Here is a 13,959-nt window from a genome sequence, read left to right as displayed (position 1 = left end):
CTGCCCCACCCTTACGCCCCCCCTAAAGGGGGGGCTATAGGGGGGTGGGGCAAGCCCGGTTTGCCCCGCTGCCGACCCTTGCCGCGCCACACCTTTCAAGGTGTGGCAAATCACCGTCTTCATGGCCTCTCTCCCACCTCGACGAACTCCCGCGCCATCCGCTTTGCATCATTGCGCTTGACGATCCGGAGCCATCCGTTGGCGATCCATTTCATGATCAGCAGCTTGATCGCGCTCTTGGCGCCGCGGTCGGCGGGATCGAGATCGAGCGCCTCGGCCACCGCCAAGCCGACCCATGACTTCGACTGCGGATCGAGCCGCCATTCGCCGCTTGCAATGCGATCCTGGGCAGCGATCACATCCGCGATGGTGACGTCCTCATTCGGGTCCGGCCACTTCCATGTGGTGACGACACCCACCTCGTCCTGAGGGTCGTGGTCCGTTGCGTTGCCGAGAGGTACGGAAACGAGCTTGAACCACTTCGCGCCCTCAGCGGGCGGTGCAAGGTTCGCCTTCACATCATCGACGCGGACGTGCGAGCGGGGCTGCTCGACCTTGGCCTTTTCCGCATCGTCCTTCGACATTGTGTTGAGTGTCCGCGCCGATCTGACGGCCGCCAGGAGCGCGCTGGCACCTCTGGCATCGTCGGCTGTCACGTCCCCGCTCCCGCCTGCCGCCAGCTTGCGGGCATGGTGGACGAATTCGACAGCGCACCCGGTCTCGTCGGCGATCTGAGCCCAGCGCTTGCAGACTGCAGCGATCTGGCCGTTGTCGTTCTCCGCGACCTCGTGGCTGGAAACAAAGGGATCGATGATCACGACGTCGATTCCGTTCTCATGGATTGTCTGGATCAGCTCACGCTTGACCTCTTCGTTCGGGACGAAGCCTCGAGGCGAACCCTTCGCCATGCTGATTTCGGTCTCCCGGCCGCTGTCGATGAACAGCCGGCCTTCGATGTCGACGGGAGCGACCCTGTGGTGAATGCAGGCAGCCGCGATCCGGCGCTGCGTCTCGTCGATGGGGTCTTCGCCGTTCCAGTACCAAACCGTCAGGGGGCGAGATTGCAGGCCGAGGATCGGCTTGCCGCTGGCCATGGCGACGGCCTCAGTTAGCGCGAGCGCGGACTTGCCGACGCCGCCAGGGGCGATCGTGGCGGAGAGGTATTTGCGGACATAGTGGCGCCCGTAGAGGAACTGACGGGGCGGAATTTTCCAGGGCAGTTGCCATACGAATGGGGTCGCCAAGATAGGCTTGCGAACCGGCTGCTGCTGTTCGGCAGCGGCGAAGGCTCGATCGACGATGTCGGCGATCTCGTCGTCGACGTTCGGCGCCGCCTTTGCTTCGGCCTCGCGAATGATGCGGCGGATATCGTCGGGTAGGGGCTTGTCGGGGTCGATCACGCGCGATCTCCCCAAACGGCTGTCAGCCGGCCACCATTCAATAGCAGCTCAATCGCGGAACTCATTCCGTTCCCCTCTTGATCGCCTTGCGTTCGGCGTCGCCAGGGCTCGATTTGCCTGCAGTTTCAATAGCTTTTGTGCTTGGGACTCCGTTCACACGGGAGTGGTCACAGGTTCGATCCCTGTGTCGCCCACCACCTCATCCCTTTCATGTCGAAGCTGATCTGCCGCTCGTGCCAGGCTTGCGGCCGCAGCCGCTGGCCCGCACGCCGACAACGGATCGCCACGCACCCGCTACCCTGCAATACGCATGTCGACGACGCTGTGACGGCTTCGCCTTTGCAACGATCCGGCACCGATCGCCGTTGATCCGGGGCGCGACGCTTTGTGATATCCGTAGCGTCAGCGAGCGGAGCACGCCGCCGCACATGTGAGCATTGGAGGCCAGCCCAGATATGGAATCGCGAGCGAGTCATGCGCTGGTCGGACTGTTCACGCTTGCGATTCTGGCTGCGCTGTTCGGCTTCGCGTACTGGTTCAGCAGCGGCGGCGGCGATAGCAAGACGAATGTCCGCCTCGTCTTCAACGACAAGGTGTCGGGCCTCGGGCGCGGGTCCAGCGTGCTGTTCAATGGCCTGCGCGTCGGCGAGGTCACGCAGATCAACCTTCAGCCCGATGATCCGGGCCAGATTCATGCCGTGATCAGGGTCGACCGGTCGACGCCGTTGCGCGTCGATACCCGCGCCCGGATCGAGGCGCAGGGCCTGGCCGGCGTCGTCGCCGTCCAGCTTCTCGGCGGCGAGCCGAACTCGCCTGTTCTCACCGCCCTGACTGGCCAGTCGCTTCCGACCATCATCGCCGAACCCTCCGAGAGCATCCTCGAGACGGTGCGCTCGGTCGCCAAGCGTACCGACGAAGTGCTCGGCGGCATCGAGACAGCGATCAAGGCCAATGCCGGCGCTATCGGCGACGGCATCAGGAACGTGGAGGATATCTCGGCCGGACTGAACGACCGTTCGGGCGGTGTCGAAAAGCTGATGCAGAGCATTGGCGCGGTCGCCGACTTCATCGCGCCGGCCACGGAGAAGCTGGGCACGTTCAGCCTGCAGCTGACGGAGACCATCCGCTCTGTCGATCACAGGACCATCATCGCAGTCGTCGATGACATCGATCGATTCACCGGCGTCCTTGGCAGCGGCGATGTCAGCAGGGCCGTGAAGGACGTCACCTCGGCTGCCGAAAAGCTCAACAGGGCGGCCGACACGGTGGAGGGCGTGCTGATCGGTGCGCAGACCTTCCTGAACAAGGCGGCCGGACAGGACGGTCGCAGCGCTTTCGACGATGTCCGCGAGGCCGCGAAGTCGCTTCGTGTGCTGGCCGACACGCTCGACAGGCGCTCGGCAGAGATTGCGGCCGAGATCGTTCGCTTTACGAACGTTGGGCTGCGCAACCTCGAAACCCTGACGTCGACCGGAAAGCGCGCGCTGACGGGCGTGGGCCAGACTCTGCGCGATGTCGAACGAGACCCTCAGAGCCTGATCTTCGGCGGCAAGCCGAAGCTGCCGCCCTACAACGGATCGCGCTAGCACTGTGGCCTGGATGCGCGCCGGATCGCTGCCGGCCCGCCGAATGGCGAGATATGGAGAGGCATGCTACCGCCGAGCGACAGCGGAGCCCAGGAATCGATGACCGAACTCAAAGCCTTCCAGGTCGAGGTGACCTCTCCGTCCGACGGCGCTCGCCAGATCTTCCATGTCGCCGCCGACACGGGAGAAGCGGCGATCGAGGCCTTGCGCGGATATGCGGGCCTGTTGCCGCAGCCGAGCTTCAAGCTCCAGCGCCGGCTGAGCGATTCCGAGCTCGATCTCTATCAGATCGGGCCCGACACCATCGTGCGGTATATGTAAGAAGCGAAGGCAGCCTGGGATCGGTGCGGCCTTCGCTGGCAGCCAGGGACGAAGCCTCAGCCGCGCTGCTCCTCCTCGACCCTCCTGATCTCCCATTGCCGGTTCAGCCGCAGGGCGAGCAGCGTGACGAGAGCGCCCGACAGCAGGTAGGCGCCGGCCGAGATCAGGCCGAACTTGCTCGACAGCACCAGCGCCGCCAGCGGAGCGAAGCCGGCGCCGAAGAGCCAGGCGAGGTCAGAGGTCAGGGCCGAACCGGTGTAGCGATAGGTCGCCGAGAAGGCCGAGGCGACCGAGCCCGATGACTGCCCGAAGGACAGGCCGAGCAGGATGAAGCCGCCGATCATGAAGACCATCTCGCCGATGAACCCTCCATCGAGAAGCTGCGGGGCGAAGCCGCTGAAGACGGCGATGGCGATGGCGCAGCCGCCGAGCAGCGCGCGGCGTCCGATCCGGTCGGCGATCATGCCCGAGGCGACGATCGCCATCGCGCCGAAGACCGCGCCGACGACCTCGATCACCAGGAAGCGCGCCGGCCCTTCCTGCGTGAAGAGGTAGACCCAGGAGAGCGGAAACACCGTGACCATGTGGAACATGGCGAAGCTCGCCAGTGGCGCGAAGGCGCCGACCACGACATGCTGTCCCTCATTGCGCAGCGTGTCGATGATCTTGGAGGGCTGCAGTTCGCGGGTCTCGAACAGATTCTGGTAGTCGGGCGTGACCACCATGCGCAACCGGGCAAACAGCGCCACGACATTGATCGTGAAAGCGACGAAGAACGGGTAGCGCCAGCCCCAGTCGTAGAAATCCTCGGCCGAAAGATTGCCGACGAAGAAGGCGAAGAGCCCGCTCGCCACGATCAGGCCAAAGGGCGCGCCGAGCTGCGGAATCATCGCATACCAGCCGCGATGATGCGGCGGGGCGTTGAGCGCGAGCAGCGAGGCCAGCCCGTCCCAGGTGCCGCCGAGAGCGATGCCCTGCCCGATGCGCGCCAGCGCCAGGAGCCAGATCGAGGCCGCGCCAATCTGCTCGTAGCCGGGCAGAAAGCCGATCGAGCAGGTCGAGATGCCGAGCAGGAACAGCGCCATGGTGAGCTTGGCGCTCTTGCCGGTGCGGCGGTCGATGGCGGTGAAGATCGCGGTGCCGAAGGGCCGGGCGATGAAAGCGAGCGCGAAAATGGCGAAGGAGTAGAGCGTGCCGGTCAGCGGATCGGTGAAGGAGAAGACCAGCTTGGGAAAGACGATGACCGAGGCGATGGCGTAGACGAAGAAGTCGAAGAACTCGGAGGTGCGGCCGATGATGACGCCGATCGCCATCTCGCCGGGGTTCACAGCGCCATGGCTCTCGCTCAGATGGCTGGCATCTCGCTCGCTGGTGCTGGGTCTTTGCGAGGTCGCCATCCGGGTCTCGGGCATCTGCGTCGTGGGCATGTTGGCCATGAGCTGCACCCTCGCGCGTGGTTTCAGGCAGGCGGCGCCATCGCGTTTTGCCGCCAAGCCCCCGCTAGTGCATTATCGGACGGAACGGCGGCATTGGGCAAATTGTCCAATGTCACCTTTGCTGCACTGCAGCTAGCGGTCCTGCTTCCATTGCCCTGCGAAAGGTCGATGCCTTGAACCGTCTGCGCCTCGCCGCCCTGATCCCGATGCTCGCCCTTCTGGGCGGCTGCAACCTCGTGGTGATGTCGCCTGCCGGCGACGTCGCGGCGCAGCAGCGCGATCTCGTCGTGATCTCGACCGTGCTGATGCTGATCATCATCGCGCCGGTGATGGCGCTGACAGTGTTCTTCGCCTGGCGCTACCGCGCCTCCAACAAGGAGGCGACCTACAAGCCCGACTGGGATCACTCGACCGGGCTGGAGCTCATCATCTGGGCGGCGCCGCTCTTGATCATCATCGCGCTCGGTGCGCTGACCTGGATGGGCACCCATCTGCTCGACCCCTACCGCAAGCTCGACCGGATCGCGGCGGGCAAGCCTATTCCCGTAACGGCCAAGCCCCTCGAGGTCGAGGTCGTCGCGCTCGACTGGAAATGGCTGTTCATCTACCCGGAACAGGGCATCGCCACGGTCAACGAGCTGGCCGCGCCGGTCGATCGGCCGATTCATTTCCGCATCACCTCGTCCTCGGTGATGAACTCCTTCTACATCCCGGCGCTGGCCGGCCAGATCTACGCGATGCCGGCGATGCAGACGCGGCTCCATGCCGTGATCAACAAGGCCGGGCGCTATCAGGGCTTCTCGGCGAATTACAGCGGCGCGGGCTTCTCCGGCATGCGCTTCGGCTTCCTCGGCCTGTCAGAGGGCGATTTCGAGGGCTGGGTCGCCAAGGCGAAGGAAGCGGGCGGCACGCTCGACCGCGCCGCCTATCTCGACCTCGAACGCCCCAGCGAGAACGTCCCGGTCAAGCGCTTCTCCGCGACCGAAGCGAAGCTGTTCGACGCGATCCGCAATCTCTGCGTGCAGCCCGGCAAGATGTGCATGAGCGAGATGATGGCGATCGACGCCAAGGGTGGGCTGGGGCTCGCCGGCCTCCACACCACGCTGCCGCTCGCCTATGACAAATACACCCGCCGCGGCGGCGAGGCGCCCTTCGGGGCCCAGCCCGCCTACATCGCCTCGATCTGCTCGATCGAGGAGGCCAAGGCGATGATGGCGAAGGTGCCGGCCGACACGACGCCGCGCGACCTCTCGCCAATGCGCGGCCTCGGCCTGCCGCTTCCCGCCCTCACGCCGCGCCGGCCGCAGAGTTTCTCCGAGCTGCTGAGCCTGGCCCGGCCGTCCCATTCCTGAAGCGAGCTTCACAGTGACCGACGCTTCCGCACCCCATTCCATGCTCTTCGGCCGGCTGACGCTCGAGTCGTTCCCGATCCACGAGCCGATCCTAATCGTGACCTTCGCCGCCGTGGCGCTCGGCGGCATTGCCGTCGTCGGCGCCCTGACCTATTTCAAGCTCTGGGGCTATCTCTGGCGCGAGTGGTTCACCTCGGTGGACCACAAGAAGATCGGCATCATGTACATGGTGCTCGGCCTGATCATGCTGCTGCGCGGCTTTGCCGACGCGATCATGATGCGAATTCAGCAGGCGATGGCCTTCAACGGCTCCGAGGGCTACCTCAACGCCCATCACTACGACCAGATCTTCACCGCCCATGGCGTGATCATGATCTTCTTCGTCGCCATGCCGCTGGTGACGGGGCTGATGAACTATGTCGTGCCGCTGCAGATCGGCGCGCGCGACGTCTCCTTCCCCTTCCTCAACAATTTCTCGTTCTGGATGACGACGGCAGGCGCCGTTCTGGTGATGATGTCGCTGTTCATCGGCGAGTTCGCGCGGACCGGCTGGCTCGCCTACCCGCCGCTGTCGGGCATCGCCTACAGCCCGGACCCCGGCGTCGACTACTATATCTGGGCGCTTCAGGTGGCGGGCGTCGGCACGACCCTGTCCGGCATCAACCTGGTCTGCACCATCGTCAAGATGCGCTGCCCCGGCATGACCCTGATGAAGATGCCGGTCTTCACCTGGACCTCGCTGTGCACCAACATCCTGATCGTCGCGACCTTCCCGGTGCTGACGGCGGTGCTGGCCCTGCTGACGCTCGACCGCTATGTCGGGACGAACTTCTTCACGAACGACTTCGGCGGCAACCCGATGATGTACGTGAACCTGATCTGGATCTGGGGCCACCCGGAGGTCTACATCCTGATCCTGCCGGCCTTCGGCATCTTCTCGGAGGTGACCTCGACCTTCTCGGGCAAGCGGCTCTTCGGCTACACCTCGATGGTCTACGCGACCGTCGTCATCACGATCCTGTCCTACCTGGTCTGGCTGCACCACTTCTTCACGATGGGCTCGGGCGCGAGCGTGAACTCGTTCTTCGGGATCACGACGATGATCATCTCGATCCCGACCGGTGCGAAGATCTTCAACTGGCTGTTCACGATGTATCGCGGGCGCATCCGCTTCGAGGCGCCGATGATGTGGACGGTCGCGTTCATGCTGACCTTCGTCATCGGCGGCATGACCGGCGTGCTGCTGGCCGTGCCGCCGGCCGATTTCGTGCTGCACAACAGCCTGTTCCTGATCGCCCATTTCCACAACGTCATCATCGGCGGCGTGCTCTACGGGCTGTTCGCGGGCATGATCTACTGGTTCCCGAAGGCGTTCGGCTTCCGGCTGCACCCGCTGCTGGGCAAGTTCTCGTTCTGGTTCTGGGTGGTCGGCTTCTGGTTCGCCTTCATGCCGCTCTACATTCTCGGCCTGATGGGCGTGACGCGGCGGATGCGCGTCTTCGACGACCCGTCGCTGCAGATCTGGTTCGTGATCGCGGGCTTCGGCGCCTTCCTGATCCTGCTCGGCATCGTCTGCTTCCTGCTTCAGATCGCCTACAGCATCTGGAAGCGCGAGGAATTGCGCGACGTCACCGGCGATCCCTGGAACGGGCGCACGCTGGAATGGGCGACCTCCTCGCCGCCGCCGGACTACAATTTCGCCTTCACCCCGGTGGTGCATGACAACGACGCCTGGACCGACATGAAGAAGCGCGGCTATGTCCGCCCGCTCGACGGCTTCAAGCCGATCCACATGCCCAGGAACACCGCGACGGGCATCGTGCTGGCGGGCTTCTCGATGGCGATGGGCTTCGCGCTGATCTGGCACATCTGGTGGCTGGCGGCTGTCTCCTTTGCGGCGATCCTCGTGACCGCGATCACCCACAGCTTCAACTACCACCGCGACTTCCATATCCCGGCGGAGCAGGTCGTCCGCGCCGAGGACGAGCGCACCCGTCTGCTCGCCGGATCGAGGGCCTGACGACCATGGCGAGTTCCATCCCTGCCGCCGACAACGGCGAGGCGCCGGTCTTCTACCTGCGCGACGAACATCCCCACCCGGAAGGCCACAGCACGCCGCTGGGCTTCTGGATCTACCTGATGAGCGACTGCCTCATCTTCGCGATCCTGTTCGCCATCTACGGGGTCGTCGGCGGGAACTATGCCGCAGGCCCCGGCCCGAAGGATCTGTTCGACCTGCCGCTGGTCGCGCTCAACACCGCGATGCTGCTGTTCTCCTCGATCACCTATGGCTTCGCCATGCTGTCGATGGCGAAGGGCAAGATCGCGGCAACGCAAGGCTGGCTCGCGGTCACGGCGCTGTTTGGCCTCGCCTTCCTCAGCATCGAACTCTACGAATTCCACCACCTGATCCACATGGGCGCGACGCCGCAGCGCAGCGCCTTCCTGTCGGCCTTCTTCACGCTGGTCGGCACGCATGGGCTGCACGTCACCTTCGGCACGATCTGGCTGTTCACGCTGATGGCGCAGGTCGCCAAGCACGGGCTGATCGAAGCCAACCGCCGCCGTCTGATGTGCCTCTCGATGTTCTGGCACTTCCTCGACGTCATCTGGATCGGCGTCTTCACCTTCGTCTATCTGATGGGGATGCTGCGATGAGCTCCGAGACGAACGCCCAGCATCAGCCCGGACATGACGATCACGCCGCCGAGGAGCATGTGCATGGTTCCTTCAACGGCTACATGATCGGCTTCGGGCTTTCGGTCGTCCTGACCGCGATTCCGTTCTGGCTGGTGATGTCGGGCGCGCTCGGCAGCAACCAGTTGACGGCCTTCGCGATCATGGCCTTCGCGGTCGTCCAGATCCTCGTCCACATGGTCTTCTTCCTGCACATGAACGGCCGCTCCGAGGGCGGCTGGAGCCTGCTGGCGCTGCTCTTCACCCTGATCCTGGTGGTGATCGTGCTCGCGGGCTCGCTGTGGGTGATGTACCACCTCAACACCAACATGATGCCGCCCCACGACATGCGGCAGGTGCCTTGAGCGAACAGGCGTCGAGAAAGCCTGCCGCTGCACGCACGCCGCGGCCTCTCTGGGTATTGTCGATCGCCTGCGTGGTAGCTCTGGCCTGCGTCGCCGGCCTGGCCGGCCTCGGCATCTGGCAGATGCAGCGTCTCGGCTGGAAGCAGGCGCTGATCCAGCGGGTCGAAACCCGCATCCGGGCAGAACCCGTTCCCGCCCCCGGCCCGGCGCACTGGGGCAGCATCGGCGAGGACGAATACCTTCGCGTCAGGCTCGCCGGCCGCTTCCTCCACGACCGCGAGACGCTGGTCCAGGCCGTCACGGAACGCGGCGGCGGTTTCTGGGTCCTGACGCCGCTGGTGAGCGAGGCCGGCTTCACCGTGCTGGTCAATCGCGGCTTCGTGCCGCCGGAACGGCGCGGCAGCCGCGCCGACGCGCGGCCCAGCGGGCCCGTGACGTTGACAGGTCTGCTGCGGCTGAGCGAGCCCGGTGGCGGCTTCCTCCGTGAGAACGCCCCGGCCCAGGATCGCTGGTATTCGCGCGATGTCGCGGCAACCGCCCAAACGCGCGGACTGGAGAACGCCGCGCCCTATTTCGTCGACGCCGATGCGACGCCCAATCCCGGCGGCTTTCCGGTCGGCGGGCTGACGGTGCTGCGCTTCGCCAACAACCACCTCGTCTATGCGCTGACCTGGTTTGCCCTGGCGCTGATGCTCGCTTGCGCCATGATCTTCGTGTTACGCTGCGAGTATCGGTTGCGGCACGGAACGGAGCGCCAGCATTAGCGTCCACGCCACCACGAACCGGCAGAACCTGCTGCTGCTGGTCCAGTTGCGCTGGCTCGCGGTCAGCGGCCAGGTGCTGACCATCCTGATCGTGCAGTGGGGGCTCGGCATCGCCCTGCCGCTCACCGAGATGGCGATGGTGATCGCGCTCCTCGTGCTGCTGAACCTCGCGAGCCTGCTGCGCCATCATCGCAGAGGGGCGGAGGTCAGCAATGCCGAGCTGTTTGCCGCGCTGCTCTTCGATGTCGGCGCGCTGACCACGCAGCTCTATCTCAGCGGCGGCGCAACCAACCCGTTTATCTCTCTCTATCTGCTGCAGATCGGGCTCGCGGCCGTGCTGATCGAGCGCTGGTCGACCTGGGTTCTGGTCGCGCTCGCGAGCCTGTGCTTCATCGGCCTGATCGGGCTGCACCGCCCACTCGCCTTGCCCGTCCAGCTCGATGACGGCGTGCCCCGGCTCTATATCCAGGGTGTCTTCATCTGTTTCCTGATCGCTGCAGCGCTGCTCGTGGTGTTCATCCAGCGGATCAGCCACAATCTGCGGGTCCGCGACGAGAACCTCGCGGATCTGCGCCAACGTGCTGTCGAGGAGGACCATATCGTCCGCATGGGCTTGCTGGCATCGGGCGCGGCGCATGAACTCGGCACACCGCTCTCGACGCTGTCGGTGATCCTGGGCGATTGGCTGCGCATGCCCGTCTTCAAGGCCCAGCCGCAACTGATCCAGGAGATCGGCGAGATGCAGGGCCAGATCGACCGCTGCAAGACGATCGTCTCCGGCATCCTGATGTCGTCGGGCGAGACGCGCGGAGAGAATCCGAGGCGCACAAGCGTGCGGCGCTTCGTCGACGACCTCATGGCGCAGTGGCAATCGCATCAGGCGCCGGCGCGGCTGGACTACGTCAACGCATTTGCGCCAGATGCCGTCATCGTCTCCGATCCGGCGCTGAAGCAGGTGATCTGCAACATCTTCGACAATGCGCTCGAGGCCTCGCCTGCCCGTGTCGTGGTCAGGGTCGAGCGTCGGGAGGACGACCTCGCCATCATCGTCCAGGACGAGGGTCCAGGCTTCTCATCCGAGATCCTCGCCAGCCTCGGTAAGCCCTATCGCTCGACGAAAGGGCGGCCGGGAGGGGGGCTCGGGCTGTTCCTGGTCAGCAACGTCATGCGCAAGCTGGGCGGCACCCTGTCGGCGCAGAACCGCGAGGCCGGCGGCGCCTGCGTCACCGTGACCCTGCCGCTGGCTTCGCTCTCGCCCGTAAAGGCTCCCAGGGAGAGCCGCCATGACGGATGACAAGACGCTGCTGATCGTCGAGGACGATCCTGCCTTCGCGCCGGTGTTGCACCGCTCCTTCGAGCGTCGGGGCTATGATGTGCAGTCCTGCGACGGGCTCGACAGCCTGCGGACCCTGCTCGACACCGCGCAGCCGCGCTATGCCGTGGTCGATCTCAAGGTCGTGGGCGGCTCGGGGCTCGAATGCGTCAAGCTGCTGCATGCCCATGATCCGGCCATGAAGATCGTGGTGCTGACCGGCTTCGCCAGCATCGCGACAGCGGTGGAGGCGATCAAGCTGGGCGCCTGCCACTACCTCGCCAAGCCCTCCAACACCGACGACATCGAAGCCGCTTTCGGCAAGATCGAGGGCGATGCCGAGGTGCCGCTGACCCAGCGCCAGACCTCGCTGAAGAACCTCGAATGGGAACGCATCCACGAGACGCTGGCCGAAAGCGACTTCAACATCTCGGAGACCGCCCGCCGACTCGGCATGCACCGGCGGACGCTGGCGCGAAAGCTGGAAAAACGGCGGCTGACGTAGAGCGCCTGCCTCTTCGGCTATGAAGCGCCCGATACGAGATCGTCAGCCGCGCTTGCCGAGCAGCCAGGCGATGCCAAGCCCAGTCCAGACGATGGCGCCGACCACGAACTGGACGACGACCAGCAGCGCCATTGCCGCTGTGATCGCGATCCGCTCGCCGAGATCTTGAGCGAATTCGCGGGTTGCCGTCAGCATGATCGGTGCTGGAACGGGATTGCCTGCGCCGGAAGCATCGGCTTGACCGATCTGCATGCGAAAGCCGGGATCATGTGCCATCACCATTTCCTGTCCAGGATCCACAGGGGTCCGTGCCATCAGTGAGCTTCCAGTCGCCGAATATACAATCAGTGGTTGACAATCTGGAACCACACACGCTGTCGACATGCCGCTATCGCGTCGACTCGGGATACAGTCAGACGAGCCTGCCGGATGCAGGCGCGAACCCTGACAAAAACTGACACCGCCATGGATCAATCTGCGCCGTGAAACCCGATCCGCTGCCGCGCGTTGAATTCGCGGCCGCTCTATAGGCGGTGTATGCAAGTGGTCTGAAAGGCGAGCATCATGGGCAGGATCATCGAGGTGGCCGAGCCCATCGCGGCGGCCGGCAGGCTGGACCAGTTTTCAACCCTGCATGACTGGCGTCGGCAGGTCGCGGATCTCTATGCCGCCGTGCGGGCGATGCCGGAGCACGAGGGCTGGACGCATTGGCGCAGCGTTCGCGACCGGCTGTTCCGCGAGCATCCGCAATCGCCGCTCGCGACGTCGCGCCGGGCGCAGTTTCGCGGTATCGACTGCTTTGCCTATGATCCGGCCCTGCGCTTCACGGTCGGGATGAGTCCCGCCATCGAACGCGAGGCGATCGAGCTTGAAGCCGGCAAGGACGGCACGGTCACGCTCATTCCCTTCGCCATGACGATCGGGCTCGAGGCTCCGCTGGGCAAGGAACTGACGCTGTACTGGATCGACGGCTATGGCGGCGGGGTGTTCCTGCCGTTCGGCGATGCCACCAATGGCCGCGAAAGCTTCGCCGGCGGGCGCTACCTGCTCGACACGATCAAAAGCGCCGATCTCGGGAGCGATGAGGATGGCGGGCTGATCCTCGATTTCAACTTCTCCTATTACCCGTCCTGCGCCTATTCGGAAGCTTGGGTCTGTCCGCTCTCGCCGATCGAGAACCGCCTGCCGGTGGAGATCCGGGGCGGCGAAAGAAACGCGCTGCCCTGAGCTCGCCAGCCGCAAGGCCTTCCGGCGAGCGCGGCGATGACGACATCACCGTTCTTTGTCTCACCCACACCTTGCATCGGGCGCGCCGCTTGCTAGCCTGCCCTCCTCAGACGCCAAGGAACCCATTGCCATGCGCCTTCTCCAAACCGTCCTTGCGGCTGCCGCGATGCTGGCGACCGGCCTTTCCGCGGCTTCAGCCCAGACCATCAAGATCGGCTCGAAGAACTTTACCGAGCAGTTCGTCGTCGCGGAGCTTTACGGCGCCGCGCTGGAAGCGGCAGGCTTCAAGGTCGAGCGCAAGATCAATCTCGGCGGCACGCTGGTTGCCCATGAGGCGCTGAAGAGCGGCGCGATCGACCTCTATCCCGAATACACCGGCACCGGGCTGAACGCCGTGATGAAGGCGCAAGGGGTGACCGAGACGGACCCCGAGAAGGTCCGCGGCATGGTCAAGGCCTTCTACGAGAAGGAGTTCAACCTGACCTGGCTGAAGCCATCGGGCATCAACAACGGCTATGCGATCGTGGTGCGGCCCGAGACGGCGAAGGAGTTCAACCTCAAGACCCTGAGCGATCTCGGCAAGGCCTCCTCCAAGCTGCGGCTCGGCGCCGGGACGGAATTCGTCGACCGTCGCGACGGCATCAAGGGGCTGAAGGAGGTCTACGGGGCCGAATTCGCCGAGTTCAAGCAGTTCGCGGCGCTCCGCCTGCGCTACGAGGCGCTGAACCAGAAGCAGATCGAGGTCGCCAACGGCTTCTCGACCGACTGGCAGATCGCGGCCGAGAAGTTCGTCGCGCTCGATGATGACAAGGCGCTGTTCCCGCCCTATTTCCTGGCGCCCGTCGTGCGGCCGGAGATCGCCGCCAACGAGAAAATCGTCGCCATCCTGGACAAGGTCGGCGCCGCGCTCGACAACCCGACGATGCAGGAGCTCAACCGTCAGGTCGAGGTCGACAAGAAGGAGCCGCGCACGGTGGCTGCCGCCTTCCTGAAGGCCAAGGGGCTGGTGAACTGA

14 protein-coding genes are annotated in these 13,959 nt (G+C 64.9%); 11 read left to right on the top strand and 3 right to left on the bottom strand.

Annotated elements, in window-relative coordinates; all coding sequences use genetic code 11:
• Positions 1–119 precede the first annotated feature (119 nt).
• Positions 120–1,400, bottom strand: coding sequence for an AAA family ATPase (locus AE618_RS13045; protein WP_248310853.1), 1,281 nt, complete (start codon positions 1,398–1,400; stop codon positions 120–122).
• 455 nt (positions 1,401–1,855) lie between these two features.
• Here AE618_RS13045 and AE618_RS13040 point away from each other — a divergent pair, with 455 nt between their 5' ends.
• Positions 1,856–2,986: an MlaD family protein gene (locus tag AE618_RS13040; protein WP_054209484.1), complete on the top strand. Its 1,131-nt coding sequence runs from the start codon at positions 1,856–1,858 to the stop codon at positions 2,984–2,986.
• 99 nt (positions 2,987–3,085) lie between these two features.
• Positions 3,086–3,307: a hypothetical protein gene (locus AE618_RS13035; RefSeq protein WP_156330247.1), complete on the top strand. Its 222-nt coding sequence runs from the start codon at positions 3,086–3,088 to the stop codon at positions 3,305–3,307.
• Between the two features lie 56 nt (positions 3,308–3,363).
• On the opposite strand, the gene AE618_RS13030 is transcribed toward AE618_RS13035, so the two are convergent.
• Positions 3,364–4,704 carry an MFS transporter gene (locus AE618_RS13030; protein ID WP_054209571.1) on the bottom strand — a complete coding sequence of 447 codons (1,341 nt, stop codon included), beginning with the start codon at positions 4,702–4,704 and terminating at the stop codon, positions 3,364–3,366.
• Between the two features lie 212 nt (positions 4,705–4,916).
• Between AE618_RS13030 and cyoA the strand changes: the two genes are divergently transcribed.
• The 7 genes from cyoA (at position 4,917) to AE618_RS12995 (ending at position 11,717) form a co-directional block, all read left to right on the top strand.
• A complete protein-coding gene (cyoA, locus tag AE618_RS13025) occupies positions 4,917–6,095 on the top strand; it encodes a ubiquinol oxidase subunit II (RefSeq protein ID WP_054209482.1) in 1,179 nt (392 codons plus the stop codon).
• 40 nt (positions 6,096–6,135) lie between these two features.
• Entirely contained in the window at positions 6,136–8,115 is a 1,980-nt protein-coding gene (gene cyoB, locus AE618_RS13020; protein ID WP_054209481.1) for a cytochrome o ubiquinol oxidase subunit I, read from the top strand.
• A gap of 5 nt (positions 8,116–8,120) precedes the next feature.
• Entirely contained in the window at positions 8,121–8,753 is a 633-nt protein-coding gene (gene cyoC, locus AE618_RS13015; protein WP_054209480.1) for a cytochrome o ubiquinol oxidase subunit III, read from the top strand.
• Positions 8,750–9,136 carry a cytochrome o ubiquinol oxidase subunit IV gene (gene cyoD / locus AE618_RS13010; protein WP_054209479.1) on the top strand — a complete coding sequence of 129 codons (387 nt, stop codon included), beginning with the start codon at positions 8,750–8,752 and terminating at the stop codon, positions 9,134–9,136. Before cyoC ends, cyoD begins: the two co-directional genes overlap by 4 nt.
• A gap of 71 nt (positions 9,137–9,207) precedes the next feature.
• Entirely contained in the window at positions 9,208–9,900 is a 693-nt protein-coding gene (locus AE618_RS13005; protein ID WP_349236434.1) for an SURF1 family protein, read from the top strand.
• A 46-nt stretch (positions 9,901–9,946) separates the two neighbouring features.
• Positions 9,947–11,194, top strand: coding sequence for an ATP-binding protein (locus tag AE618_RS13000; RefSeq protein ID WP_248310852.1), 1,248 nt, complete (start codon positions 9,947–9,949; stop codon positions 11,192–11,194).
• Positions 11,184–11,717 carry a response regulator transcription factor gene (locus AE618_RS12995; RefSeq protein WP_054209476.1) on the top strand — a complete coding sequence of 178 codons (534 nt, stop codon included), beginning with the start codon at positions 11,184–11,186 and terminating at the stop codon, positions 11,715–11,717. Before AE618_RS13000 ends, AE618_RS12995 begins: the two co-directional genes overlap by 11 nt.
• A gap of 42 nt (positions 11,718–11,759) precedes the next feature.
• Here the strand turns inward: AE618_RS12995 and AE618_RS12990 are convergent, their stop codons facing one another.
• Positions 11,760–11,993, bottom strand: coding sequence for a hypothetical protein (locus AE618_RS12990; RefSeq protein ID WP_054209475.1), 234 nt, complete (start codon positions 11,991–11,993; stop codon positions 11,760–11,762).
• 288 nt (positions 11,994–12,281) lie between these two features.
• Here AE618_RS12990 and AE618_RS12985 point away from each other — a divergent pair, with 288 nt between their 5' ends.
• Together AE618_RS12985 and AE618_RS12980 are read left to right on the top strand one after the other, a co-directional pair.
• Entirely contained in the window at positions 12,282–12,944 is a 663-nt protein-coding gene (locus AE618_RS12985; RefSeq protein ID WP_082365228.1) for a DUF1684 domain-containing protein, read from the top strand.
• Between the two features lie 130 nt (positions 12,945–13,074).
• Positions 13,075–13,959 (top strand): glycine betaine ABC transporter substrate-binding protein, encoded by an 885-nt coding sequence (locus AE618_RS12980; RefSeq protein WP_054209474.1) that lies wholly within the window; start codon positions 13,075–13,077, stop codon positions 13,957–13,959.

The organism is Allobosea vaviloviae (assembly GCF_001298265.1).
In the GTDB taxonomy this organism is placed as follows: domain Bacteria; phylum Pseudomonadota; class Alphaproteobacteria; order Rhizobiales; family Beijerinckiaceae; genus Allobosea; species Allobosea vaviloviae_B.
Note: the sequence above shows the minus strand (reverse complement) of the source record. Positions and strands in the feature narration are given on the sequence as shown.